A 25,370-nucleotide genomic window follows, 5' to 3' on the forward strand; every position below is an offset into this window, starting at 1 on the left:
GCTTTCGCGAGCAAGCCCGCTCCCACAGTGAGTTATATATGCCCAGGATATGGGGCAGGCCATAAAAAACCCCGCAGCTTTCGCAACGGGGTTTCGGTTTCAACACTCAGCGCTTAGTGATGCTCGCGCGTCGCGCGGAATTTCACGTCCGGCCAGCGCTCTTCCATCAGCGCCAGGTTGACCCGGGTGGGGGCTAGGTAGGTCAGGTGACCGCCGCCGTCCAGCGCGAGGTTTTCCACGGCCTTGTTGGAGAATTCCTCGAGTTTCTTCTTGTCGTCGCATTCGATCCAACGAGCGGAATACACGGTGATCGGCTCGTAGGAGCACTCGACCTTGTATTCCTCTTTCAAGCGGCTGGCGACGACGTCGAACTGCAGCACACCGACGGCGCCGAGGATGATGTCGTTGCTGCGCTCCGGGAAGAACACCTGGGTGGCGCCCTCTTCGGCCAGTTGCTGAAGGCCCTGGCGCAGTTGCTTGGACTTGAGCGGGTCCTTCAGGCGCACGCGGCGGAACAGTTCCGGGGCGAAGTGCGGGATGCCGGTGAAGCCCAGGGTTTCGCCTTCGGTGAAGGTGTCGCCGATCTGGATGGTGCCGTGGTTGTGCAGGCCGATGATGTCACCGGCGAAGGCTTCTTCCAGTTGCTCGCGTTCCGAGGAGAAGAAGGTCAAGGCGTCGCCGATGCGCACGTCCTTGCCGGTGCGCACGTGGCGCATCTTCATGCCCTTTTCGTATTTGCCGGAACAGATGCGCATGAAGGCGATGCGGTCGCGGTGCTTGGGGTCCATGTTCGCCTGGATCTTGAACACGAAGCCTGCGAACTTCTCTTCCACCGGCTCCACGGTGCGCTCGTTGGCGACACGGGCCAGCGGGCGCGGGGCCCAATTGACCACGGCGTCGAGCACATGGTCCACGCCGAAGTTGCCCAGGGCGGTACCGAAGAACACCGGGGTCAGTTGACCGTCGATGAATTCCTGCTGGTTGAACTCATGGCAGGCGCCCTGCACCAGTTCCAACTGGTCGACGAAACGGTCGTACTCGTCGCCCAGGTGCGCGCGCGCTTCATCGGAGTCGAGCTTCTCGATGATCTTGACGTCGGTGCGCTCATGCCCGTGACCGGCGGTGTAGACGATGATGTAGTCGTCGGCCAGGTGGTACACGCCCTTGAAGTCGCGGTAGCAACCGATCGGCCAGGTGATCGGCGCGGCCTTGATCTTCAGGACCGCTTCGATCTCGTCGAGCAGTTCGATCGGGTCGCGGATGTCGCGGTCGAGTTTGTTGATGAAGCTGACGATCGGCGTGTCCCGCAGACGGCAGACGTCCATCAGCGCGATGGTCCGTGGCTCGACGCCTTTACCGCCGTCGAGGACCATCAGCGCCGAGTCCACTGCCGTCAGGGTGCGGTAGGTGTCTTCGGAGAAGTCTTCGTGGCCCGGGGTGTCGAGCAGGTTGATCATGTGATCGCGATACGGAAACTGCATGACCGACGTGGTAATGGAAATACCCCGCTGCTTTTCCATTTCCATCCAGTCGGAGGTGGCATGGCGGTCGGATTTTCGAGATTTCACCGTGCCGGCGACCGCAATCGCCTTGCCCATCAGCAAGAGCTTCTCGGTGATGGTGGTCTTACCGGCATCGGGGTGGGAAATAATGGCGAAAGTGCGGCGTTTCGCGACTTCGGCGGCCTGTTTGGTCATGGGAAATCGCCTGGCAGGTGATTCAAAAAAGGGCGGCGATTATAGCTCAACTTGTGCCAGGAACCGAACCGTTGAGCACATCCAGGGTGGCCAGATCTTCCCCAGCATGGGAACCTTTTGCCGCGTGGAGGCGTCCACCCCCCTGTTACGGCTATTCGTCAGGGGCTGAAAAATCAGCAAGTTAGCCTGACGAGGCTGCGCTCATGGCTCGATTTACCTGCCGTTTTACCGGTATGAAAAGAGCTGCTTCTCGCGAACGTTTTCCCGGCAACCCGTGATGGTTTGCCGCCCGGGAAAGCGTGCGCCGACTGAAAGACAAAGGAGTCCGCCTGTGGCTATCCGCTATGGCAAAGGGCTTATCGGGGGTGCGGTCGTCGTCGCGCTCCTGGCCCTGTTGGTCCACTGGATCGGCATCGATACGATCCAACGCTACCACGACGATCTGCTGTTCTACCTGCAAGCGCACCTGCTGCTTGTCCTGGCCTCCATGCTGGCGGCCCTGCTCGTGGGCATCCCCGCCGGCATCGCACTCAGCCGCCCCGGCCTGGTCGGGCGCGCCGAACGCTTCATGCAAGTGTTCAACATCGGTAACACCGTGCCGCCCCTGGCCGTGCTGGCCATCGCCCTGGGCATCCTGGGCATCGGCAGCGGTCCCGCCATCTTCGCCCTGTTCCTCGCCTCGCTGTTACCCATCGTGCGCAACACCTATGAAGGCCTGAAAAACGTCCAGGGCTCCCTCAAGGAAGCCGCCGTCGGCATCGGCATGACCCCGCGCCAGGTGCTGTGGAAAGTCGAGTTGCCCAACGCCGTGCCGATCATCGTCGGTGGCGTGCGCGTGGCCCTGGCGATCAACGTCGGCACCGCGCCCCTGGCGTTCCTGATCGGCGCCAACAGCCTCGGTAGCCTGATCTTCCCCGGCATCGCCTTGAACAACCAGCCGCAGCTGTTGCTCGGCGCGGCCTGCACCGCCCTGCTGGCGCTGCTGCTCGACGGCCTGGTGACACTGGCCAGCCGTCTCTGGCTGGAACGCGGTCTGCGACCGTCATAAGCCCGGCTGGATAAAGGAAATCGTTTATGAAGAAGTTGAGCTTGATACTGGGCTGCGTCCTGCTGTTCGCAGGATTCGCCCAAGCCGCTGAAAAACCGCTGATTCGCCTTGGCGCCCGGGTGTTCACCGAGCAGACGCTGCTGGCGGAAATCACCGCGCAATACCTGCGCAGCAAGGGCTACGACGCGCAGATCACCGGCGGCCTGGGCAGCAACCTGGCCCGCAGCGCCCATGAAACCGGGCAACTGGACATGCTCTGGGAATACACCGGCGTGTCGCTGGTGGCCTACAACCATGTCACGGAGAAACTCGACAGCGCCCAGTCCTACGCCCGGGTGAAAGAACTCGACGCGAAAAAAGGCCTGGTCTGGCTGACACCGTCGAAATTCAGCAACACCTACGCCCTGGCCCTGCCGGAAAAAATCGCCCGCCAATACCCGCAGATCAACAGCATCAGCCAGTTGAACACGGTGCTGCAGGCCGAAGCCGATGACAACCATCTGGTGGCCCTGGACACCGAGTTCGCCAACCGCTCCGATGGCCTGGCGGGCATGGTCGAGCAGTACGGCATGAACCTGACCCGCAAGAATATCCGGCAGATGGACGCAGGCCTGGTCTACACCGCCCTGCGCAACGGCCAGGTATTCGCCGGCCTGGTGTACACCACCGACGGCCGGTTGAACGCGTTCAAGCTGAAGTTGCTGGAAGACGACAAGCATTACTTCCCCGACTACACCGCCGCGCCGGTGGTGCGCCAGGCGTACCTCGACGCGCACCCGCAACTGGCCGCGCAGCTCAAGCCCCTGGCCGAACTGTTCGACGACGCAACCATGCGCCAGCTCAACGCCCGCGTGGACGTCAACCACGAAAGCCCTTCCACCGTTGCCGCTGATTTCCTGCGCCAGCATTCGCTGCTCTCAACCCAATGACCTGGAGGAAAAGCCATGGATTTTCTTGACGCCTTTTCCCATCTGGACTGGCCGCTGGTACTGCACCTGACTTGGCAGCACATCACCCTGGTGGGCATCGCCGTGACCCTGGCCATTGTTGTCGGTGTGCCGCTGGGCATCTTCATGACCCGCTTCCCGACGCTCGCCGGCCCATTGCAGGCCAGCGCCACGGTGCTGCTGACAATTCCGTCGATTGCCCTGTTCGGCCTGCTGTTGCCGTTCTATTCCAAGTTCGGCCAAGGCCTGGGCCCGATGCCGGCGATCACCGCGGTGTTTCTCTATTCGCTGTTGCCGATCATGCGCAACACCTACCTGGCCTTGACCGGCGTCGAACCGGGTATCCGTGAGGCCGCCCGTGGCATCGGCATGACCTTCGCCCAGCGCCTGCGCATGGTCGAACTGCCCATCGCCGTGCCGGTGATCCTGGCCGGCGTGCGCACCGCCGTGGTCATGAACATCGGCGTCATGACCATCGCCGCCACCATCGGTGCCGGTGGCCTGGGCGTGCTCATCCTCGCTTCCATCAGCCGCAGCGACATGTCGATGCTGATCGTCGGCGCCGTGCTGGTCAGTCTCCTGGCCATCTTCGCCGACCTGCTTCTGCAATGGCTGCAACGCTCGCTGACCCCAAAAGGACTCCTCAAATGATCGAACTTCAAAACCTCAGCAAAACCTTCAAGAGCAACGGCAAAGACGTCAAGGCCGTGGACTCGGTGAACCTGACCGTCAACGAAGGCGAGATCTGCGTGTTCCTCGGGCCGTCGGGCTGCGGCAAAAGCACCACGCTGAAGATGATCAATCGCCTGATCCCGCCGACCTCGGGCAAGGTGTTGATCAACGGCGAAGACACCACCGGCCTGGACGAAGTGACCCTGCGTCGCAACATCGGCTACGTGATCCAGCAGATCGGCCTGTTCCCGAACATGACCATCGAGGAAAACATCACCGTCGTCCCGCGCCTGCTCGGCTGGGACAAGCAGAAATGCCACGACCGCGCCCGCGAGCTGATGAGCATGATCAAGCTCGAACCCAAGCAGTACCTGCATCGCTACCCCCGTGAACTGTCCGGTGGCCAACAGCAACGGATCGGCGTGATCCGTGCCCTGGCGGCCGATGCGCCGCTGCTGCTGATGGACGAACCCTTCGGCGCGGTGGACCCGATCAACCGCGAGATGATCCAGAACGAGTTCTTCGAGATGCAACGGGCGCTGAACAAGACCGTGATCATGGTCAGCCACGACATCGACGAAGCGATCAAGCTGGGGGACAAGATTGCGATCTTCCGCGCTGGCAAGCTGGTCCAGTTCGATCACCCGGACACGCTGCTGGCGCATCCGGCCGACGAGTTCGTCAGCAGCTTCGTCGGCCAGGACAGCACGCTCAAGCGCCTGCTGCTGGTCAAGGCCGAAGACGCGGCGGACAACGCCCCGTCGGTCAGCCCCGAGACGCCGGTGAGTGAGGCGCTGGAACTGATGGACGAACATGACCGTCGCTACGTGGTGGTCACCTGTGCCGAGAACAAGGCCCTGGGGTATGTACGCCGTCGCGACCTGCACCGCCAGACCGGCACCTGCGGACAATACCTGCGCGAATTCAACGCCACCGCCGTCTACGACGAACATCTGCGGATCCTGCTGTCGCGCATGTACGAGTTCAACCGCTCGTGGCTGCCGGTGCTGGATGCCGAGCGGGTATTCCTTGGCGAAGTGACCCAGGAATCGATTGCCGAGTACCTGAGCTCCGGACGTTCGCGCGGGGGCAAGACCAGCATTGTCTCGCCGGCCGAGACTGCGTTGGCCTGACTGACGCCTTCGCGAGCAAGCCCGCTCCCACACTGGATCTGCGTCATCCTACTATTTTGTGGTTGGTCGCGGGCCCAGTGTGGGAGCGGGCTTGCTCGCGAATGGGGCACCACAAATATCCCTGAAACACCTAAAAAATCCCTTCAACGGGAACATCAATCTGTCACGCAGGTCGGTTACATCATGAGCTGTCGCGGGCCGCACGACGGATGTGTGCAAAAACGCGACATTTTTAGTTGATCTCAGGCCCCTCACGCCCTAAAGTTCGCGCCGAACGTCCATGCTGGAAACGATCCATCCGGCTCAAGTACTGACGACGAGACAGCAAGGCCAAGGGAATCACGCATCCCGTGGCCTTTTTGCTTTCGGCGACATGCCTTGGGAAGTAGGCGAACCAAAGTGGGGATACGGAGGACGTTCACGAGGGCTGCTTGCCCTCACACCCATTGATCCTGATGTTTGCCAGTAGGAGTCCCAAGTATGTCGATCCAGGTCGAAGATTATTTCGCGCGCGAAACCTTCCAGAAAATGAAAGCGTTCGCCGACAAGCAGGAAACCCCGTTCGTGGTGATCGACACCGCGATGATCTCCAAGGCCTATGACGACCTGCGCGCCGGTTTCGAATTCGCCAAGGTCTACTACGCCGTCAAGGCCAACCCGGCGGTGGAAATCATCGACCTGCTCAAGGATAAAGGCTCGAACTTCGACATCGCCTCGATCTATGAGCTGGATAAGGTCATGAGCCGTGGCGTCGGCCCGGACCAGATCAGCTACGGCAACACCATCAAGAAATCCCGCGACATTCGCTACTTCTACGAGAAGGGCGTGCGCCTGTATGCCACCGACTCCGAAGCCGACCTGCGCAACATCGCCAAGGCCGCGCCGGGCTCGAAAGTCTATGTACGGATCCTCACCGAAGGCTCGACCACCGCTGACTGGCCGTTGTCGCGCAAGTTCGGCTGCCAGACCGACATGGCCATGGACCTGCTGATCCTGGCCCGCGACCTGGGCCTGGTGCCGTACGGCATTTCGTTCCACGTCGGCTCGCAACAACGCGACATCAGCGTCTGGGACGCGGCCATCGCCAAGGTCAAGGTGATCTTCGAGCGTCTGAAGGAAGAAGACGGCATCGTCCTGAAGCTGATCAACATGGGTGGCGGCTTCCCGGCCAACTACATCACCCGTACCAACAGCCTGGAAACCTACGCCGAGGAAATCATCCGCTTCCTCAAGGAAGACTTCGGCGACGACCTGCCGGAAATCATCCTGGAGCCGGGCCGTTCGTTGATCGCCAACGCCGGTATCCTGGTCAGCGAAGTGGTGCTGGTGGCGCGCAAGTCCCGTACCGCCGTCGAGCGTTGGGTGTACACGGATGTGGGCAAGTTCTCCGGCCTGATCGAAACCATGGACGAAGCCATCAAGTTTCCGATCTGGACCGAGAAGAAAGGCGAGATGGAAGAAGTGGTCATCGCCGGGCCTACCTGTGACAGCGCTGACATCATGTATGAGAACTACAAGTACGGGTTGCCGTTGAACCTGGCTATTGGGGATCGCCTGTACTGGCTGTCGACCGGGGCCTATACCACTAGCTATAGCGCGGTGGAATTCAATGGCTTTCCGCCGTTGAAATCGTTTTACGTGTGATGTGTTTGGGGCTTGAATCTCCATAGTTCTTGCCCTGTTGCGTAATAAAAAACGGCGCTTTTTTCAGAAATGGAAAGCGCCGTTTTTTTTGATGGGTTGGTGTGTAGATCCGTTATTTAGGTAACGACTGCTTAGGGTTCCGCCCTGACGGCGGGTCACTTTCGAAAAGCGCGAAAGTAACCAAAGCGCTTCTGCCCCACCACTCGGTGCCTCGCTAAGGCTCGGCATGCCCTCACTCCGGCATTGCTCCGTGGGCCCGCCGCGAAGGGCCATCCATGGCCCAGCGCGGCTAACCCGGCATCCATGCCGGGTTGCCCACTCCACAATGCCTGCGTTCGGCCATCGTGGTTAACGGGGCGCCCGAGATCAACGTCCACCGCGAGGCGGCCTAGTAGCCGACCTGGTTCTTCTGGTCGTACACCCATCAGATATGTTTGAGCTGGGCCTGTGGGGGCAAAGCTTGCTCGCGATAGCGGTGGCTCAGTCAATGAAGATGTTGGATGTGCCGGCCTCTTCGCGAGCAAGCTCGCTCCCACAGAGGGGCTCTGGACACACACAAATATTGTGTCTACGGAAGATCCAATGTGGGAGCGAGCTTGCTCGCGAATGCGGTGTCCCAGTCGATGAATATGTTGGATGTGCCGGCCCCTTCGCGAGCAAGCTCACTCCCACAGGGGGGCTCTGGATACACACAAATATTGTGTCTACGGAAGATCCAATGTGGGAGCGAGCTTGCTCGCGAATGCGGTGTCCCAGTCGATGAATATGTTGGATGTGCCGGCCCCTTCGCGAGCAAGCTCACTCCCACAGGGGGGCTCTGGATACACACAAATATTGTGTCTACGGAAGATCCAATGTGGGAGCGAGCTTGCTCGCGAATGCGGTGTCCCAGTCGATGACGATGTTGGATGTGCCGGCCCCTTCGCGAGCAGGCTCGCTCCCACAGGGGGGCTCTGGATACACATAAATATTATGTCTACTGAAGATCCAATGTGGGAGCGAGCTTGCTCGCGAATGCGGTGTCCCAGTCGATGACGATGTTGGATGTGCCGGCCCCTTCGCGAGCAGGCTCGCTCCCACAGGGGGGCTCTGGATACACATAAATATTATGTCTACTGAAGATCCAATGTGGGAGCGAGCTTGCTCGCGAATGCGGTGTCCCAGTCGATGAATATGTTGGATGTGCCGGCCCCTTCGCGAGCAAGCTCGCTCCCACAGAGGGGCTCTGGATGCACACAAATATTGTGTCTACTGAAGATCCAATGTGGGAGCGAGCTTGCTCGCGAATGCGGTGTCCCAGTCGATGACGATGTTGGATGTGCCGGCCCCTTCGCGAGCAGGCTCGCTCCCACAGGGGGGCTCTGGATACACATAAATATTATGTCTACTGAAGATCCAATGTGGGAGCGAGCTTGCTCGCGAATGCGGTGTCCCAGTCGATGAATATGTTGGATGTGCCGGCCCCTTCGCGAGCAAGCTCGCTCCCACAGGATTTCGTCGCCGGGGGCGGGCAAAAGGTCCGCTCATGCAAATGATCGAGGCTTTTGGGTGTGTTTATGAATGCTTCTCGATAACACACGGCATAATGCACGCCGTGATGAACAGTAAATGAACAAGGCGAGCGACGTGTTGAAGAAAACCCTGTTCCAGTTGCACTGGTTTTTCGGCATCAGTGCCGGGCTGGTCCTGGCGTTGATGGGCGTTACCGGGGCGGTGGTGTCGTTCCAGGATGAAATCCTGCGGGCCTTGAACCCGCAGGTGCTGATGGTCGAGAAACAGCCGGCCGGCGTCCTGCCGCCTGCCGAACTGGTGGAACAGATCGAAGCCACCTCCGGCAAGACCGTCGCCATGCTCTGGGTCGAGACCGACAGCGGCAACGCCGCGCGGGTGATCTTTGCGGCGCCTGCTGGGGAAAAACGTGGCGCCATGCGCTATTTCAACCCTTACAACGCGCAGTTCATGGGCGATGTGACGGGCCAGGACTTCTTCGGCTTTATGCTCAGGTTGCACCGCGTCCTGACCCTGGATGATGTCGGTCGGCAAATCACCGGGGCCTGTACGCTGATCCTGGTGTTTTTCTGCCTGTCCGGGCTGTACCTGCGTTGGCCGCGCCAATGGAAAAGCTGGCGCGCCTGGCTGACCCTCGACTGGGGGAAAAAAGGTCGGAGCTTCAATTGGGACCTGCACTCCGTGGCGGGCACCTGGTGCCTGGCGTTCTATCTGCTGGCGGCCCTGACCGGGCTGACCTGGTCCTACGAGTGGTACAACAAAGGCGTGACCCGCCTGCTCTCCGATTCACCGAAAGAGGAACGGGTGCGCAATCGTGGCCCGGCGCCAAGCGGCCCACTGCCCGTGGCCGATTACCGGGCCATGTGGAGCAGCATCTACAGCGCCGCCGGCCCGGGGCTGTCGGCCTATAACGTGCGCATGCCGCCCGTGGCCGGACAACCGGCGACCGTGTTCTACCTGCTGAAAAACTCGCCGCACGACCGGGCGCTGAACCAGCTAACCCTCGACCCGGCCACCGGCGTCATCAGCCGGCACAGCCGCTACAGCGACAAGAGCTTCAAGGCGCAGTTGCTGACCAGTGTCTATGCCCTGCATATCGGCAGTTACTTCGGCCTGGTCGGGCGGATTCTGGTGACCGTCGCCGCGCTGACCATGCCGCTGTTCTTCATCACCGGCTGGTTGCTGTACCTGGACCGCCGCCGCAAGAAGCGCCACGTCAGAAACGCCCGCCAGGCCCTCATCGCCAACCCGGGCAACGCGCCGGCCTGGCTGATCGGCTTCGCCAGCCAAAGCGGTTTCGCCGAGCGACTGGCCTGGCAGACCGCCGGCCAACTCCAGGCCGCCGGCTTGCCCGTGAAAGTCCAGCCACTGGCCGGCGTGCGTGAGCAGGACCTGAACGACGCCACCCATGCGCTGTTTGTCGTCAGCACCTTTGGCGACGGCGAAGGGCCGGACAGTGCCCGCGGTTTCGAACGCAAGGTGCTGGGCCAGGCCTTGAGCCTGGAGCGTCTGCAGTATTCGGTGCTGGGCCTGGGTGACCGGCAATATGAACACTTCTGCGGCTTCGCCCGGCGCCTGCACGCCTGGCTGGCGGAACACGGCGGCAAGACCCTGTTCGCGCCGGTGGAAGTAGACAGCGGCGACCCTTACGCCCTGCGTCACTGGCAACAACAACTGGCCGAACTGACCGGCCAGGCACCGGTAGAGACCTGGCAGGCCCCCCGTTTCGAAAACTGGACACTGAGCCAGCGCACCCTGCTCAACCCCGACAGCAGCGGCTCGGGCGTGTACCTGCTGGGCCTCACCGCCCCCGGGCCGAGCAGTTGGCTGGCCGGTGACCTGGTGGAAATCCTGCCGCGCAATGACCTGTGGGCCATCGAACATTTCCTCGACGGGCTCGGCCTCTCCGGCCAGGCGCGCGTGCAAGTCGACGGCCTGTCCCAGAGCCTCGATCAAGCCCTGGCCACCCGCCAACTGCCGGAAAACCGCGCCCATCTGGTCGGCCTGCATGCCCAGGCGCTGGTGGATGCGCTGGCACCGCTGGCGATACGCGAATACTCCATCGCCTCGATCCCGGCCGACGGCGTACTGGAACTGATCGTGCGCCAGGAACGTCACGCCGATGGCAGCCTGGGCGTCGGTTCCGGCTGGCTGACCGAACACGCACCACTGGGCAGCGCCGTCAGCCTGCGGCTGCGCCGCAACAGCAGCTTCCACCTGCCGGCCCAGGGTGTGCCGATGATCCTGCTGGGCAACGGCACCGGCCTGGCCGGCCTGCGCAGCCTGCTCAAGGCGCGCGTCACCGAGGGCATGCAGCGCAACTGGCTGCTGTTTGGCGAGCGCAACCGCGAACACGATTTCCACTGCCGCGATGAGTTGCAGGAATGGGTGACCTCGGGCGACCTGGAACGCCTGGACCTGGCCTTTTCCCGGGATCAGAAGCAGAAAGTCTACGTCCAGGACCGCCTGCTGGAATCGGCCGCGCTGCTCAAGCAATGGCTGGCCGACGGCGCGGTGATCTATGTCTGCGGCAGCTTGCAGGGCATGGCATCCGGGGTGGATCACGTGCTCAACAACGTGCTGGGGCGCGAGGAAGTGGAGCGGCTGATCGAGCAGGGGCGGTATCGGCGGGATGTCTACTGACAGACACCCATCTTAAGTACCCCTTGTGGGAGCAAAGCTTGCTCGCGATAGCGGACTGTCAGTCAGCCATTTATTGACAGATATACCGTTATCGCGAGCAAGCTTTGCTCCCACAGAGGCTTTTCCCACAGAGGCTCCTGGCGCGACTGACAGTCAAACCGGCTGCAACTTCTTCTCGAACACCGCCACACCTTCCAGGTCCCGCAACACCACGCTCATCTCCCCGCTCTGCCCGTCGATGTTCACCTCGCCAAAGAACTGATACCCGGCGAACGGCGAGGTGTTCTGGGCCGGGGGCGCTTTCTGGAACACCACTTCCGGGCCGAAGGTCTTGTCCAGGGCATTGGGCCCGAAGCTGCCGGCGTTCAATGGCCCGGCGACGAACTCCCAGAATGGTTCGAAATCCTGGAACGCGGCGTGTTCGGGGTGGTAGTGATGGGCGGCGCAATAGTGGACGTCGGCGGTGAGCCAGACGTAGTTGCGCACCTGATGCTTGCGCAGGTAGCCGAGCAGTTCGGCGACCTCCAGTTCACGCCCCTGGGCCGCGCCCGGGTCACCGTTGGCAACCGCTTCCCAGCGCGGCACGCCGGGGCTGACTTCGCCATCCGGCACACCCAGGCCAATGGGCATGTCGGCGGCGATGACTTTCCATTGGGCACGGGACTGCTTCAATTCGCGCTTGAGCCAGTTCAACTGCTCACGCCCCAGGAACGGTTTAGCCGCGCCGAGGTTGGCGTCGTTGGCTTCGCGGTAGCTGCGCATGTCCAGCACGAACACATCCAGCAGCGGCCCGTAACCGAGCTTGCGGTAGATCCGTCCACCGCCGTCGGCCTTCTGCAGGCGCATCGGCGCGTATTCCAACCAGGCCTGTCGCGCGCGCCCCACCAGGCTGTGGATATCCTTGGTCTGGTAGCGCTCGTCCAGTTGCTTGCCCGGCGACCAGTTGTTGACCACCTCATGGTCGTCCCACTGCCAGATCTGCGGCACTTCGGCGTTGAAGCGACGGACGTTTTCGTCCATCAGGTTGTAGCGATAGTTGCCGCGATACTCATCCAGGGTCTCGGCAACCTTGCTCTTGGCTTCGGTGATGAGGTTGCGCCAGATGCGCCCACCCTCGGCGGTGATTTGCGCCGGCACCGGGCCGTCGGCGTAGATGGTGTCGCCGCTGTGGATAAAAAAATCCGGCAGGCGCAGGCGCATGGCTTCGTAGATGCGCATGCCGCCGATGTCCGGGTTGATGCCGAAGCCCTGGCCGACGGTGTCGCCACTCCAGACAAACCGGATGTTGCGCTTGAACTGCGGCACGCTGCGCAGGTGGCCGAGCCAGGGTTCGCTGGCAACCCCGCTTTGGGCGTCTTCGAAATGTACACGGTAGAAAATCGCCTGGTCGCGGGGCAGCCCGGTGAGTTCGACCCGGGCAGTGAAATCACTGCGGGCGTCGGCCATGGGCGAGACGAAGCGGCGCGGATTGCTGAACTGGCTGCGGGTGTCCCACTCCACCACCATCCGCGCCGGACGGTCGCTGCGGCTCCAGATCATCGCCCGGTCGCCCTGCACGTCGCCAGACTGCACACCGTCGGTGAGCACCGGCCGATCCTTGACCGAAGCCATCACCGCCGGCGCCAGCCCCGGCAACAACAACCCCGCCCCCACGGCTTGCATCACCCGACGACGACCCAGGTCAAATTCGCTCATGGTGTTCTCCCTTGAAATGGGAAAACTTAAGCATGGCTCTGTGAAGTGGGTGTGACAGGAATTTTATGCCCCCCCAAAAACCAAATGTGGGAGCGGGCTTGCTCGCGAAAGCGGCGTGTCAGATAACATTTTCGTCGACTGACACACCGCTTTCGCGAGCAAGCCCGCTCCCACAGGGGAAATGTGTAAGCAAAGGGAAACGTATCAAATCAGGAGGCGCCACCCCGGCGTCGCAGTGGAACAACAAAAACAATCACTGTGAGGGATACCGCTATGTCCGAGCATGTTCAGTCCCTGGAAGCCACGCGCAGCGTCGGCACCAGCCAGGAAACCCAGAAAGTCATCTTCGCCTCGTCCTTGGGGACGGTGTTCGAGTGGTACGACTTTTTTCTCTATGGCGCCCTGGCGGCGGTGATCAGCAAGCAGTTCTTTGCCGGGGTCAACGACACCACCGCGTTCATTTTCGCCCTGATGGCGTTCGCCGCCGGTTTCATCGTGCGGCCGTTCGGGGCCCTGGTGTTCGGTCGGTTGGGGGACATGATCGGGCGCAAATACACGTTCCTGGCGACCATCGTATTGATGGGCCTGGCGACGTTCTGCGTCGGCCTGCTGCCCAACTACGCCAGCATCGGCATCGCCGCACCGATCATCCTGGTGGTGTTGCGCATGCTCCAGGGCCTGGCCCTGGGCGGTGAGTACGGCGGCGCAGCAACCTACGTTGCCGAGCATGCGCCAATGGGCAAGCGTGGTTTCCATACCAGCTGGATTCAGTCCACCGCCACCCTCGGGCTGTTGCTGTCACTGCTGGTGGTGCTGGGCTGTCGCTACTTCACCGGCGATCAGTTCGAAGTCTGGGGCTGGCGCATTCCGTTCCTGCTGTCGATCCTGCTGCTGGGCATCTCCACCTGGATTCGCCTGAGCCTGCATGAGTCGCCGGCCTTCCTGAAAATGAAAGAAGAAGGCAAGTGCTGCAAGGCGCCGATCCGCGAATCCTTCGGCAAATGGGAGAACCTGAAGGTGGTGCTGATCGCCCTGTTCAGCATCAACGCCGGGCAAGCGGTTACCTTCTATGCCGCGCAGTTCTACGTGCTGTTTTTCCTCACCCAGTTCCTGAAGATGGACCCGGCCCTGGCCAACAGCCTGCTGATTGTCAGCGTGGTGATCGGCGCACCGTTTTTCATCTTTTTCGGCTGGCTGTCGGACAAGGTCGGGCGCAAACCGGTGCTGATGATCGGCCTGCTGCTGGCCACCGCGCTGTACTTCCCGATCTTCAAGACCCTGGCCCACTACGCCAACCCGGCCATCGACCAGGCGAGCCGCCAGGCACCGATCACCGTGATCGCCGACCCGGCCACCTGTACCTTCCAGTTCGACCCGGTGGGCAAGGCGCGTTTCGACAGCCCTTGCGACAAGGTCAAGACCTTCCTGGTCAAGCAAGGCCTGCCCTACAGCAGCGTGGCGGCTCCGGCTGGCAGTTCCGTGCAGGTCAGCGTCGGTGACGTGAAACTCGAAGGTTACGACGAAGCCGCCCTGCGCGGCGCCGTGACCCTGGCAGGCTATCCGCAACAGGCCGACGCCCAGCAGATCAACCGGCCAATGATCGTGGCCTTGATCGTGGCACTGATCATCATCTCGGCGATGTGCTACGGACCGCTGGCGGCGTTGATGGTCGAACTGTTCCCGACCCGCATTCGCTACACCTCCATGTCCCTGCCCTATCACATCGGCAACGGTTGGTTCGGCGGTTTCCTGCCCACCGTGTCGTTCGCCCTGGTGGTCTACACCGGGGATATTTTCTATGGGCTGTGGTACCCGGTGGTGATCACCGGGGTCAGCCTGGTGGTGGGCATGATCTGCCTGCGGGAAACCCGCAACGTGGACCTGGATACCAACTGAGGACGAAACCGTGGCGAGGGCACTGGCGCCCTCGCCAGCGGATCAGAAGCGCGCCTTCATGGTCATGGTGAAGTTGCGCGGCTCACCGTAGTAGTTACCGAAGTTCTCGGTCCCGATGGTGGTGTAGTAGCGCTTGTCGAGCAGGTTGTTGCCATTGAGGGCCACCGACCAGGTGTCATCGATGCGGTAGCCAACGCGACCGTTCCACACGGCATAACCGGCCTGGGTGATCTTCTCGCCCGTCGCCGGCGATACGCGGAAGTTGTCGCTTTGGGCATTGACCCCGGCGCCGACACTGACCCGTTCCAACGCCCCACCGAGGGCATAATCGGCCCACAGGCGCAGCACATGGCGCGGCACGTAGCTGTTGAACGAACCACCGTTGAGGCTGGTGTCAATGTCGTTGAGGGTCTTGGTCTGGGTGTAGGTGTAGCCGGCCAGCAGTTGCAGGCGCTCGATGACTTCACCGCTGATCTCGGCTTCGAACCCCTGGGCGCGAACCTTGCCGGCGTTCTCATAGCAGTAACCGTCCGAGGACGCACAACTTGAGAAGTAGTCGGTCTGGGCCTGGTCTTTCTGCAACGTGCGGAACAGGTTGAAGGCGCTGTTCAGGCGTCCCTCGAACCACTCCCCCTTGATCCCCAGCTCATAACTCTCGCCCATCAGGGGCTTGAGTGCCGAGCCGCTTGCGGAGCGATAGTTGCCCTGGGGCGTGAAGATATCCGAATAACTGGCATAGGCCGTCAGGTGCTCATTGAGGTCCAGCAACACGGCGGCAAACGGCGTGACCTGGCCCGTCTCCGTGCTCTTGGCGTGCTCCGAACCGCCGGTGAGAAACTGCGAGTCGGTCTTGGAGCGGTACCAGCTCACCCGACTGCCGACGACAAAGGTCAACGGGTCTGCCAGTTTCAGGCGCAGGGTCGAATACATGCCTTGCTGCTGGGTAATGGTCTTTACCGGGCCACCGCGCGTCGAGTTTTCGATGAAGTAACTGTCGTCCGGTTCGGGAATATGTCGATCCGGATCGAACACGTTCTGCTTCTGCGGCAAGAAGGCGACCGAGAAAAAATCGTCCTTGTCCGAACGACTGGCGTTGAAACCCACGATCAATTCATGTTGCTGCCCCAGGGCGTCGAACTTGCCGTCCAGGTAGGCGTCGAGGCCGTAATCGACCTGGTCGTAGTCGTACATGCTGCCCAGCAGGTTGGTGGTCGAGGTGCCTGGCGCCACCGAACCCGATGCAAAGGCGTATTTGATGTCCTGGGTATTTTTCGTATAGACACCGGCGACCTTCACCGCCCAGTCGTCATTGAGCTGATGCTTGAGATCGCTGAACACCGTGGTGCGCTGGCTGCGCCAGGTGTTCCACGACGGATCCAGGCAAGTGGAACGGCTGAGTTTCAAATCGCTGCCGTCCCGGTAGCGAGGAAGCCCGCCCCAGCAAGGGCTTGCATCGACGTCTTCATAGGCAACGCCCACGCCGAGCGTCGTGTCGGGCGACAGATCGAAATCCAGGGCACCGTAATAAATCTGGTCCTTGCGCCGGGCATCGTCGTAGAAAAAATGCCGGCTCTGCTCGGCGATCACCGCCCTGCCCCGCACGGTGCCGGAATCATTCAGCGGGCCACCGGTATCGACCTGCCCGCGGTAGTTGTCCCAGGTACCGCCCGAGAAGCTGAGTTCGGTCTGGGCCGTGGCCTGGCCGCGTTTGCGCACGAAATTGACGCCACCGGAGGTGCCGCCCGCGCCCTTCATCATCCCGGCGGCGCCGCGCAGGACTTCGACACGGTCGTAATAGGCCATGTCGCTGCTGAAACTGTCGGCCTGGACATAGCTGTTGCCCATGTCCAGCGGAACGCCGTCGTATTGATACTGGCCGGACATCCGGAACCCACGGGAATAGAAATACTTGCCGCCCATGGTCGAGTCGTAGACGGTAATGCCGGGGGTCTTTTCCATCACTTGATCGATGGTGTTGAGGTTCTGGTCATCGAGCATCTTGCGGGTGATCACCGTCACCGACTGCGGCGTTTCGCGCAGGGAATGCTCGCCCTTGCCGATGGTCACCGCGCCCGTCGTGTAGGAGCCACTGTTCTCGGTGGTCGCCCCGAGCATCTGAGCCTCGATGCGGGTGGCTCCCAGTTCCATGACCGAACCGTTGGCGGACAGCCGGCGCAGCACGTACGTGCCGTTGGCCTGGGGCTCAGCTTGCAGGCCACTACCGCCAAGAATGCGAGCGAAACCGTCACCCACGCCGAAAGAACCTCTCAGGCCGGGCGATTGCAAATCCTCCAGTTGCCGGGCATCAAACGACAGGGCGACACCGGCGGCGCTGGAGAAGCGGGTCAGCACATCCACCAGGCTGCCGGCGCCGATATCGTAGGCCTGCACCGAACGCTGCTGCGCCGAGGCGCCTGGAACCGGGTTGGCATTCACGGCCGTGGCGCCGGCGGTGGTAACCGCCAGCAAGCCGATTTTCACTGCAAACACCAGACGGCCTGGCGCGCTTACCCAAGGCATATTTCTCCTCCCCCAAAACGGTCGATAAAAACTCACTGAGGAAGAGCCGAACGAGGGGGGTGAAAAGTGCAGGGCCGGATTTTTTTATTACACAGCGTCACCGCCGATCGCCACCCGCGACCTGGACCCAGAATCGGCTGTAGCGGGTCACTTGCAACGAGAAACCACTTTCCAGCGCGGCCAAGGCAAGATCGGTGTTATCGACGGGAAACACACCGGACACCTTCAAGTCGCCAATCGCCGGGTCCCAACGCAGCACACCGGGGCGGTAGCGCGACAGTTCATCCAGCAGCGCCGCCAGGGGACGATCAATGGCGATGATGCTGCCCTTCTGCCAGGCACCGACCGACACATCGTTGCCACGCAACGTGCCCAGCGACCGCTCATTGAAACCCAGGCGCTGGCCGGCTTCGACCCGCCTCCTTGCTCCAGTCGCCAGCAGGCTCACCTCGACCGCTTTCTCCAGCACCGCCACTTCGCCGCCTCGCGCCTGGCCACGGACGATAAACCGCGTGCCCAGCGCAAGCACCTCGACCGGCCCCGTGACCACCTTGAACGGACGCCGCAAGGGATCGACCGCCGTCGTCACGAGCACCTCACCCCGCAACAGCTCCAGGCGCCGCTGCTGTCCATCGAAACGAACATTGATCGAGGTATCGGTGTTGAGCAGAACCGTGCTGCCATCGGCCAGTTGGAACTCGCGACGCTCGCCCACGGCGGTGCGGTAATCGCAAAACAGGTTCTGGCTTGCCTGGCTGTGCCAGCCCAACCAACCCAGGCCGCCAGCGGACGTCAGCAGCAAGGCGCTGCGCAACACCTGGCGGCGGGATCGATGGTGGGTGTCGCTCAAGGTCGGCGCGGCCAGGGCGCCCGGTACGCTTGCCATCTGCTCGGCCACTGCCGCCATGCGTTGCCAGGCCTGGCTGTGCAACGGATCGGCAGCCAGCCAGGCGTGCCAGTCGGCCCGGTCCGCGTCGGTGCTGATGCCGGAATGCAGCCGGGCGTACCACTGCGCCGCTACACGAATGGCGTTCAACTCTTCCGGGGGCAGGTTCATGAAAGTTGCAGTTGAATCTGCATCAGGCAGCAATGCTCCATGGCCTTGGCCATGTGGTTGTTGACCGTGCGTACGCTAACCCCCAGGCGTTCGGCAATTTGCGGGTACGTCAGGCCATCGAACTGCGACAGGATGAACGCCTGCCTGACCCGCGGCCCCAACCCCAGGAGCAAGCGGTCGATCTCCATCAGGGCCTGGAGCATGATCGCCTGCTCTTCCAGCGAGGGATGCTGCTCTTGCGGCATGGCCGCCAATACTTCGAGGTAGGATTGCTCCAGCGAGCGACGGCGAAACAGGTCGATCAACAGCCCTTTGGCGATCATCGACAGGTACGGTCGTGGCTCACGGATATCCAGCGCAGTGCGCGCCTTGATCACCCGCACAAACGTATCCTGGGCAAGGTCCGCGGCATCGAAGGTGTTGCCCAAACGCTTGCGCAGCCAGCCCTGGAGCCAACCGTGATGATCACTGTACAGAACGTCGACAGCACTGCGTAGGGACAGATCGTTGGCGCACATGGCAATGGAATAATTCGCGACTGATAATGACTCGCATTGTCATAGAGCCCATCGCCGCTTGCAACCCAAACATACCCGGCCACTGCCCACTCGCTGGAATGACTCAGTTCAGGGAGTGACTTTTCACCGTGCTTTCCACCAGGTCCAGCATTTGTCCCAGCGCCCAGGGCTTGGCGATGAACGAAGCGTGGTGCTTGATTCCCGCGCTTTCCGGCGTTTCGAAGCCGGACATGATCAGCAGCGGTATCTGCGGCCAGCGGTCTCCGGTCAGGTTGGCCAGGTCCGCGCCGTCGATCTTGCCGGGCATGGTGATATCGGTGAGCAACAGGTCGACGTAATCGGCGCTCTCTTCGAGAAACGTCAACGCCGCGTCGGCGCTTTCCCGAGGCTCCACGACAAACCCTTCCTCCTCGAGGATTTCACAGAGGAACTCCAGGATGGTCGGATCATCTTCCACAACGAGAATCAAACGTGTAGTCGCCTGGCCGTTGCCATTTGGCATCGAATTCATGAAAGTGACTCTCCTTGACCTCATAAAACCTTCTTTGCGGCAACAACCGCCTTGAAGTTATGAGCAATCCCCCTGCGAGAAATTCATTCTGTGTGCCAACAGGCCGCCGAATGTCACGCCAGAGCCCCCCTGGCAACGCAGCGCAACGCTTTTTATCTGTATATCCATACAGATAAAACTTGCCCTGGCTCGCATCCATGACCATGCTACAACCCCATGAAACCTGCTCAGGAAAAGGGCGCTATGCAGCTGTACCTGTGTGAAAAACCGTCCCAGGCCAAGGACATCGCCGCCGTGCTCGGTGCCACGCGCCGTGGCGACGGTTGCTGGCTGGGCCCTGGCATCACGGTCACCTGGTGCATCGGCCACCTGCTGGAAACCGCCCCACCCGACGCCTACGACGCGCGCTACAAGCGCTGGGTACTGGCCGACCTGCCCATCGTGCCGGCGCAATGGAAAATGACCGTCAAGCCGAAAACCGCCAGCCAGTACAAGGCGGTCAAGCGCCTGCTGGGGGAAGCGAAGGAATTGGTGATCGCCACCGACGCCGACCGCGAAGGCGAAATGATCGCCCGGGAGCTGGTGGAACATTGCCGTTATCGCGGGCCGATCCGGCGGCTATGGCTCTCGGCCCTGGACGAAGCATCGATCCGCAAGGCCCTGGCCGCCCTCAAGCCAGGGGCCGAAACCTTCAACCTGTATCACTCGGCGCTGGGCCGTTCCCGGGCCGACTGGCTGATCGGCATGAACATGAGTCGCCTGTTCACCTTGCTGGGGCGCCAGTCCGGCTACCAGGGCGTGTTGCCGGTGGGCCGCGTACAGACACCGACGCTGCGGCTGGTGGTGGACCGCGACCGCAGCATCGCCGACTTCGTGCCCGTCGCCTACTGGGCCATCGACGTGCAGCTCAGCCACGAAGGCACGGCGTTCACCGCCCAGTGGCGCGCCGATCCGGACGCCTGCGACGACCAGGAGCGCTGCCTGAACCAGGCCCTGGCCCGGGACGCCGCCCAAGCCATGAGCAACGCCGCCACCGCCCGGACACTGAAGGTACGTACCGAACGTCTGCGCGAAGCGGCACCGTTGCCCTTCGACCTGGGCACGCTGCAGGAAGTCTGCTCGAAGAAACTCGGCCTCGGCGCCCAGGAAACCCTGGACATTGCCCAGTCGCTCTACGAGACCTACAAGCTCATCACCTACCCTCGCAGCGATTGCGGTTTCCTGCCCTTGAGCCAGCACAGTGAGGCACCGGCCATCCTGGCCGCCCTCGCCCAGGCCGACCCAAGCCTTGCACCGCTGCGCGAGCACCTGCAACCGCAACGCAAGTCCCGGGCCTGGAACGACGCCAAGGTCAGCGCCCACCACGGCATCATTCCCACCGCCGCCGCCAGGAACCTCGACAAACTCGCGGGCAAGCAGCGCGCGGTCTATACGCTGATTCGCGCGCGCTACCTGGCGCAGTTCCTGCCCAACCACGAATACGACCGGACCCAGGCCGACTTCGACTGTGCCGGCCAGGCGCTGCGTGCCGTGGGCAAGCAGATCGTCGAACCCGGCTGGAAACGCGCCCTGCCCGAAGCGCTGGCACCGGCAAAAGGCCGTGAAGCACCGGCGCCGCAGACCTTGCCGGCGCTGAGCGAAGGTCGCGATTGCGCCGTGGACGAGGTGAAACCCAAGGACCTGTGGACCCAACCGCCCAAGCCGTTCACCGAAGGCGACCTGATCAAGGCGATGAAGAACGTCGCCAAGCTGGTGGAAGACCCGCTGCTCAAGCAAAAGCTCAAGGACACCACCGGCATTGGCACCGAAGCGACCCGGGCCTCGATTATCCAGGGGCTGCTCGACCGCGGTTACCTGGTGAAAAACGGCAAGGCGCTGTCCGCCACCCCGGCGGCCTTCAGCCTGATCGACGCCGTGCCCCGGGCCATCGCCGACCCGGGCACCACGGCCATCTGGGAGCAAGCGCTGGACATGGTGCAAAGCGGCGAAATGAGCCTGGAAGAATTCGTGACCCGGCAAGCCGCCTGGATGAGCAAGCACGTCGCCCGCTGCCAGGGTATGAGCCTGACCATCAGCGGCCCGGCCAGCCCCGCCGGGCGTGGCGCCACGCCGTGGAAAAACAAACGCAAGCCAGCCAAGCGCAAGACCAGCGGTGCACCGCGCAAGCCGAGCAAGGCCAAGGCGACCTGAGCAGCGGCTCACCGAAGACATGGAACCTGTGGCAGAAGATCTGTGGGAGCAAGGCTTTGTGGGAGCAAGGCTTGCCCGCGAAGCAGACGACTCGGTTCCAGATCGACCGTGTGTTCTTCATCGCGGGCAAGCCTTGCTCCCACAGATAAGTCCGCGCCTTCGCCGATTTTTCATACCCAAACCGTTTTGTCCGACAATATGTAGTGATCAAAAATAATCACTACAAAACCGTTGACGCCTCCGATTTGCCCTTGCATGATGCAGACGTCTCCCCGATCGGGAGTACAGGCAACTGTTTGAGCAAGCTCGTCTGACCGCCGAGCTGTTTTTTGGATAAGGGACTGCCCACAAGGCAGATTGAAGGTGCTGACCTGGCCTGACCGTCCGGTAACAAGGACGAGAAACGTCGGCGAAGATCCTCATGATGCGCGTGGTTCAACCCTCGAAAGTTGACACTGCCTGAAGATTCTTCGCTGTTTCTCTTCGTTGTAGCGCATTTGCGTAGCAGCCCTTCGATAACACTACACAACCGATGCACGACCCCGTCGAAGTTCGATGGAGGAACGCTGACGGCCTGGTTTCGGTGCTCGCCATGCAGGCACTGGGCAGGTACTTACCGAATAGCGAAGTTTTTGCGAACCACCAGACAGATCAACCAAATGGTCAAGGGGCTTACACATGAATCTGAATAATCAACCATCTATTGATGAACTGGCTCGCATATTCGCCGCACACAAGGACACGCTCGACAACCATATCCTGTGGATCAGCAAGACTGGCCAGGTGCATATGGACTGCCTGTCGCCCTACACCCGCGAAGACGAGTTCGAAAAGAACACGCAAGAGCTGGGTGCCCGGCTGAAGATGTACCGCCGTGGCCAGGGCTACGTTGGCAAGAAGGCTGCGGCAGACAAAGACTTCATCGGTCGCGTCCTGCAAACGCTGACCCAGGCCTGGCAGTCGATGCAGAGCACCTCTGAGGTCCGGGTCATCGACCGCCTCTGCTGATCACCACTCAACAAAAAGGCCCGCGCCTGGATCAGGAGCGGGCCTTTTTTTGTGAGGCCGGCTCTAGAACACCGACCAGCCGATCCGCTGGCTCATCAACTCCAGCGCCGCCATGCCGGCCAGGGAGTTGCCGGCGACGTTGAGTTCAGGCGACCAGACGCACACCGTGAACCGCCCCGGCACCACGGCGACAATCCCGCCACCGACCCCGCTCTTGCCCGGTAGGCCGACGCGATAAGCGAAATTGCCGGCCTCATCGTACAAGCCGCTGGTGGCCATGATGGAGTTGACCTGCTGGGTTTGCCGGGCGGTGAGGATCTGTTCGCCGCTGTGCTTGCAGAACCCGTCGTTGGCCAGGAAGCAGAACGCCCGCGCCAGGTCGACACAGCTCATCCGCAGGGCGCAGTGGCTGAAATAACTGCGCAGTACCGCTTCCACATCGTTATGGAAATTGCCGAACGATTGCATCAGGTACGCCATCGCCGCGTTGCGGGCGCGGTGCTGGTATTCCGATTCGGCGACCTTGCCGTCCACCATCACCTGTGGATTACCCGACAGACGGCGTACGAAATCGCGCATCGACAACGCCGGGGCGGCGAAACGCGACTGGTTGATATCGCAGATCACCAACGCGCCGGCATTGATGAACGGGTTGCGCGGTCGACCACGTTCGAATTCCAGTTGCACCAGGGAATTGAACGGTTGGCCAGACGGCTCATGGCCCAAGCGCTCCCAGATCGCCTCGCCTGAATGCCCGATGGCCTGCACCAGGCTGAACACTTTGGAAATACTCTGCACCGAAAACGCTGTTTCGGCGTCGCCGGCGCAATACAACTCGCCGTCGTTGCCATACACGGCAATACCCAACTGGTTGGACGCTACGGTGCCCAGGGCCGGAATATAGTCGGCCACCTTGCCCTGACCAATCAGGGGGCGAACCGTATCGAGGATCTCGTTCAACAGTGCTTGCATATGCGCGGGGTCCAGTCATTCCCCGTTCGAGTGCGGGGATACAGACGCTAGACGCTGGTGGGCGGGAGCAGAGCACACTGATTATCAAACTTCAGGCACACACACCTGTGGCAAGGGGCTCTGTGGGGCAGACTTTGTGGGAGCAAGGCTTGCCTGCGATGAAGATCACACGGTCTATCTGGAACCGAGTCGCCTGCTTCGCGGGCAAGCCTTGCTCCCACAGGATGCAAGCGTTTTCATGGGCGCTGGTCGTCGAATCGAGCGGTCTATAGTGCAAAGGATCAATCGGCAGGAGTAGACGATGCGTCAGGTCATGCAAAAAGAACCCTGGTGGGCCTCGCCGCCCAAGCCCGGGCAGGATGAAAGCGAGCTGGAATGGGGCTGGCTGGTGATCTACAGCGAAGGCGAGCCGCGCTTCGAATTCATCAAGGAACGCCCATCGGACGAGCAGATCCGCCAGCGCAAGGGTTGTCGCGTCACCCTCGGGTCAGAATGAGTCGGCCCGTCACGGCTTGATGTCCGGCAATGCCACCGCTCGATTGGCCAGGTCCGCCTCCACCAGGTCTCCTTTAATTGCCTCGTCCAGGTAATACACCGGTGCCATCACCCCGCTGAGGGGATGCTTGAGCGACTTGGACCACGCCTCATCGAACGCAGCGCTCAGGCTTTTGCGGATCTGCGCCTCCATTTCCGGCCGCTCGCCCTCGTGGATGATCGCGCGAATGCCCGCCACGCCCACCGAGATCAACGCCCCGGCCGCCTTCCCGGCCACGGCCGCCGCCGCGCTGGTCGCCCCACGCGTGGCAAATTGCGCCTCGATTTTTTCGCTGGTGCGTTGCGCCACCGTTGCGATCACCGCCTCCGATGGCCCGGCCCCTGTGTCAGCGGCCTTGTTGACGTGATCGATCAGGGCCGCATAAGCCGGCAGTGTGTTCAGCGGCTCGGTGTGAACCATCTCGTACAACGAAGCATCACGCGCCGGCGGCGGCCCCAGGCGGACGGCAGGAATGCCGTGCAGGCGCCGGTTCATCAATTCGTTCGGGATGCGATGGCGCAGGGCAATGACCTGGACCTGCTGATTGAGCAGGCGTAGGTAATAGCCCGTCGCGTTGGCCCTGATCGCCTCGGGATCAATTTCCACCGCCACCGGTTCCAACACCTGCTCACGATATTGTTCTTGCAGGTAGACCGCCAGGCGCCTGGCCGAGGAATCCGCCTCACCCTCGGCGCTGGCGGCGTACCAACTGACCTTCACCGCCAGCCACTCCTGGGTCCAATAGCTGCTGAACCAGGGAATGAATTCAGCCTCGGTGCGTTCATAGACCAACACACGCCAATGCTCCATCGAACCGCGGGCGTAGAGTCCGGCCTGTTCGATAGCGCTTTTCGATGCTGCGATGATCTGCTGGTCCACCTGTCGCCAAGTATCCTGGGCTATCACTACCTTGGCGACCGGTTGGCCGCGCTGTGACGTGGCGCACCCCGCCAGAACGAGCATAACGGCCAACATCAGCGAACGCAGCACAGTCGCGCCACCCCGGATTCAGGTCATCCACGGGGTTGAGTATAGGTCGCGAGAAACAGGGATCCCGGCCTAAACCAAAAACCAATGTGGGAGCGAGCTTGCTCGCGATTGCGGTGGGTCAGCAGCATTGATATCAACTGCTCCACCGCTATCGCGAGCAAGCTTTGCTCCCACAGGAACGCCCA

18 protein-coding genes are annotated in these 25,370 nt (G+C 61.8%); 10 read left to right on the top strand and 8 right to left on the bottom strand.

Annotation, left to right across the window (positions count from 1 at the left end):
* Positions 1 to 113 precede the first annotated feature (113 nt).
* Positions 114 to 1,697 carry a peptide chain release factor 3 gene (locus CFII68_RS06565; protein ID WP_018611329.1) on the bottom strand — a complete coding sequence of 528 codons (1,584 nt, stop codon included), beginning with the start codon at positions 1,695 to 1,697 and terminating at the stop codon, positions 114 to 116.
* A gap of 331 nt (positions 1,698 to 2,028) precedes the next feature.
* Here CFII68_RS06565 and CFII68_RS06560 point away from each other — a divergent pair, with 331 nt between their 5' ends.
* From CFII68_RS06560 to CFII68_RS06535, 6 genes are all read left to right on the top strand, one after another.
* Positions 2,029 to 2,745: an ABC transporter permease gene (locus CFII68_RS06560; RefSeq protein WP_018611332.1), complete on the top strand. Its 717-nt coding sequence runs from the start codon at positions 2,029 to 2,031 to the stop codon at positions 2,743 to 2,745.
* Between the two features lie 26 nt (positions 2,746 to 2,771).
* Positions 2,772 to 3,674 carry a glycine betaine ABC transporter substrate-binding protein gene (locus CFII68_RS06555; protein WP_018611334.1) on the top strand — a complete coding sequence of 301 codons (903 nt, stop codon included), beginning with the start codon at positions 2,772 to 2,774 and terminating at the stop codon, positions 3,672 to 3,674.
* Positions 3,675 to 3,689: 15 nt separating this feature from the next.
* Positions 3,690 to 4,343, top strand: coding sequence for an ABC transporter permease (locus tag CFII68_RS06550; RefSeq protein ID WP_018611336.1), 654 nt, complete (start codon positions 3,690 to 3,692; stop codon positions 4,341 to 4,343).
* Positions 4,340 to 5,497: a betaine/proline/choline family ABC transporter ATP-binding protein gene (locus tag CFII68_RS06545; RefSeq protein ID WP_018611338.1), complete on the top strand. Its 1,158-nt coding sequence runs from the start codon at positions 4,340 to 4,342 to the stop codon at positions 5,495 to 5,497. The genes CFII68_RS06550 and CFII68_RS06545 overlap by 4 nt, the downstream gene beginning before the upstream one ends.
* Before the next feature lie 480 nt (positions 5,498 to 5,977).
* Complete coding sequence (locus CFII68_RS06540) at positions 5,978 to 7,141, top strand: type III PLP-dependent enzyme (protein WP_018611340.1); 1,164 nt, start codon at positions 5,978 to 5,980, stop codon at positions 7,139 to 7,141.
* Positions 7,142 to 8,767: 1,626 nt separating this feature from the next.
* Positions 8,768 to 11,293, top strand: coding sequence for a sulfite reductase flavoprotein subunit alpha (locus CFII68_RS06535; RefSeq protein WP_177325055.1), 2,526 nt, complete (start codon positions 8,768 to 8,770; stop codon positions 11,291 to 11,293).
* A gap of 153 nt (positions 11,294 to 11,446) precedes the next feature.
* Here CFII68_RS06535 and CFII68_RS06530 read toward each other — a convergent pair whose 3' ends face one another.
* Complete coding sequence (locus CFII68_RS06530) at positions 11,447 to 12,988, bottom strand: alkaline phosphatase (RefSeq protein WP_018611344.1); 1,542 nt, start codon at positions 12,986 to 12,988, stop codon at positions 11,447 to 11,449.
* Between the two features lie 273 nt (positions 12,989 to 13,261).
* On the opposite strand from CFII68_RS06530, the gene CFII68_RS06525 reads away from it, so the two are divergent.
* Positions 13,262 to 14,884, top strand: coding sequence for an MFS transporter (locus CFII68_RS06525; protein ID WP_018611346.1), 1,623 nt, complete (start codon positions 13,262 to 13,264; stop codon positions 14,882 to 14,884).
* A gap of 42 nt (positions 14,885 to 14,926) precedes the next feature.
* Here CFII68_RS06525 and CFII68_RS06520 read toward each other — a convergent pair whose 3' ends face one another.
* From CFII68_RS06520 to CFII68_RS06505, 4 genes are all read right to left on the bottom strand, one after another.
* Positions 14,927 to 17,404 carry a TonB-dependent receptor gene (locus CFII68_RS06520; protein WP_018611348.1) on the bottom strand — a complete coding sequence of 826 codons (2,478 nt, stop codon included), beginning with the start codon at positions 17,402 to 17,404 and terminating at the stop codon, positions 14,927 to 14,929.
* 97 nt (positions 17,405 to 17,501) lie between these two features.
* Entirely contained in the window at positions 17,502 to 18,461 is a 960-nt protein-coding gene (locus CFII68_RS06515; RefSeq protein WP_018611351.1) for a FecR domain-containing protein, read from the bottom strand.
* Complete coding sequence (locus CFII68_RS06510; protein WP_018611353.1) at positions 18,458 to 18,979, bottom strand: sigma-70 family RNA polymerase sigma factor; 522 nt, start codon at positions 18,977 to 18,979, stop codon at positions 18,458 to 18,460. The genes CFII68_RS06515 and CFII68_RS06510 overlap by 4 nt, the downstream gene beginning before the upstream one ends.
* Before the next feature lie 103 nt (positions 18,980 to 19,082).
* Positions 19,083 to 19,490, bottom strand: a complete 408-nt coding sequence (locus CFII68_RS06505) for a response regulator (protein WP_018611355.1) — start codon at positions 19,488 to 19,490, stop codon at positions 19,083 to 19,085.
* Positions 19,491 to 19,733: 243 nt separating this feature from the next.
* Here CFII68_RS06505 and CFII68_RS06500 point away from each other — a divergent pair, with 243 nt between their 5' ends.
* Both CFII68_RS06500 and CFII68_RS06495 read left to right on the top strand, forming a co-directional pair.
* Positions 19,734 to 21,680 carry a DNA topoisomerase III gene (locus CFII68_RS06500; protein WP_018611357.1) on the top strand — a complete coding sequence of 649 codons (1,947 nt, stop codon included), beginning with the start codon at positions 19,734 to 19,736 and terminating at the stop codon, positions 21,678 to 21,680.
* 678 nt (positions 21,681 to 22,358) lie between these two features.
* A complete protein-coding gene (locus CFII68_RS06495) occupies positions 22,359 to 22,688 on the top strand; it encodes a hypothetical protein (protein ID WP_014338648.1) in 330 nt (109 codons plus the stop codon).
* Between the two features lie 63 nt (positions 22,689 to 22,751).
* Here CFII68_RS06495 and glsB read toward each other — a convergent pair whose 3' ends face one another.
* Complete coding sequence (glsB, locus tag CFII68_RS06490; RefSeq protein ID WP_014338647.1) at positions 22,752 to 23,660, bottom strand: glutaminase B; 909 nt, start codon at positions 23,658 to 23,660, stop codon at positions 22,752 to 22,754.
* A 301-nt stretch (positions 23,661 to 23,961) separates the two neighbouring features.
* Here glsB and CFII68_RS06485 point away from each other — a divergent pair, with 301 nt between their 5' ends.
* Entirely contained in the window at positions 23,962 to 24,156 is a 195-nt protein-coding gene (locus CFII68_RS06485) for a hypothetical protein (protein ID WP_018611361.1), read from the top strand.
* A 9-nt stretch (positions 24,157 to 24,165) separates the two neighbouring features.
* Here CFII68_RS06485 and CFII68_RS06480 read toward each other — a convergent pair whose 3' ends face one another.
* Complete coding sequence (locus CFII68_RS06480; RefSeq protein WP_018611363.1) at positions 24,166 to 25,185, bottom strand: hypothetical protein; 1,020 nt, start codon at positions 25,183 to 25,185, stop codon at positions 24,166 to 24,168.
* Between the last annotated feature and the right edge of the window lie 185 nt (positions 25,186 to 25,370).

The sequence above is a fragment of the Pseudomonas sp. CFII68 genome (genome assembly GCF_000416195.1).
GTDB lineage: Bacteria > Pseudomonadota > Gammaproteobacteria > Pseudomonadales > Pseudomonadaceae > Aquipseudomonas > Aquipseudomonas kilonensis.

Coding starts and splice junctions, on each gene's coding strand:
- glsB (WP_014338647.1), bottom strand. CDS start 23,660: ATGCAAGCACTGTTGAACGAGATCCTCGATACGGTTCGCCCCCTGATT.
- CFII68_RS06515 (WP_018611351.1), bottom strand. CDS start 18,461: ATGAACCTGCCCCCGGAAGAGTTGAACGCCATTCGTGTAGCGGCGCAG.
- CFII68_RS06505 (WP_018611355.1), bottom strand. CDS start 19,490: ATGAATTCGATGCCAAATGGCAACGGCCAGGCGACTACACGTTTGATT.
- CFII68_RS06555 (WP_018611334.1), top strand. CDS start 2,772: ATGAAGAAGTTGAGCTTGATACTGGGCTGCGTCCTGCTGTTCGCAGGA.
- CFII68_RS06525 (WP_018611346.1), top strand. CDS start 13,262: ATGTCCGAGCATGTTCAGTCCCTGGAAGCCACGCGCAGCGTCGGCACC.
- CFII68_RS06545 (WP_018611338.1), top strand. CDS start 4,340: ATGATCGAACTTCAAAACCTCAGCAAAACCTTCAAGAGCAACGGCAAA.
- CFII68_RS06540 (WP_018611340.1), top strand. CDS start 5,978: ATGTCGATCCAGGTCGAAGATTATTTCGCGCGCGAAACCTTCCAGAAA.
- CFII68_RS06550 (WP_018611336.1), top strand. CDS start 3,690: ATGGATTTTCTTGACGCCTTTTCCCATCTGGACTGGCCGCTGGTACTG.
- CFII68_RS06565 (WP_018611329.1), bottom strand. CDS start 1,697: ATGACCAAACAGGCCGCCGAAGTCGCGAAACGCCGCACTTTCGCCATT.
- CFII68_RS06510 (WP_018611353.1), bottom strand. CDS start 18,979: ATGTGCGCCAACGATCTGTCCCTACGCAGTGCTGTCGACGTTCTGTAC.
- CFII68_RS06495 (WP_014338648.1), top strand. CDS start 22,359: ATGAATCTGAATAATCAACCATCTATTGATGAACTGGCTCGCATATTC.
- CFII68_RS06520 (WP_018611348.1), bottom strand. CDS start 17,404: ATGCCTTGGGTAAGCGCGCCAGGCCGTCTGGTGTTTGCAGTGAAAATC.
- CFII68_RS06530 (WP_018611344.1), bottom strand. CDS start 12,988: ATGAGCGAATTTGACCTGGGTCGTCGTCGGGTGATGCAAGCCGTGGGG.
- CFII68_RS06485 (WP_018611361.1), top strand. CDS start 23,962: ATGCGTCAGGTCATGCAAAAAGAACCCTGGTGGGCCTCGCCGCCCAAG.
- CFII68_RS06500 (WP_018611357.1), top strand. CDS start 19,734: ATGCAGCTGTACCTGTGTGAAAAACCGTCCCAGGCCAAGGACATCGCC.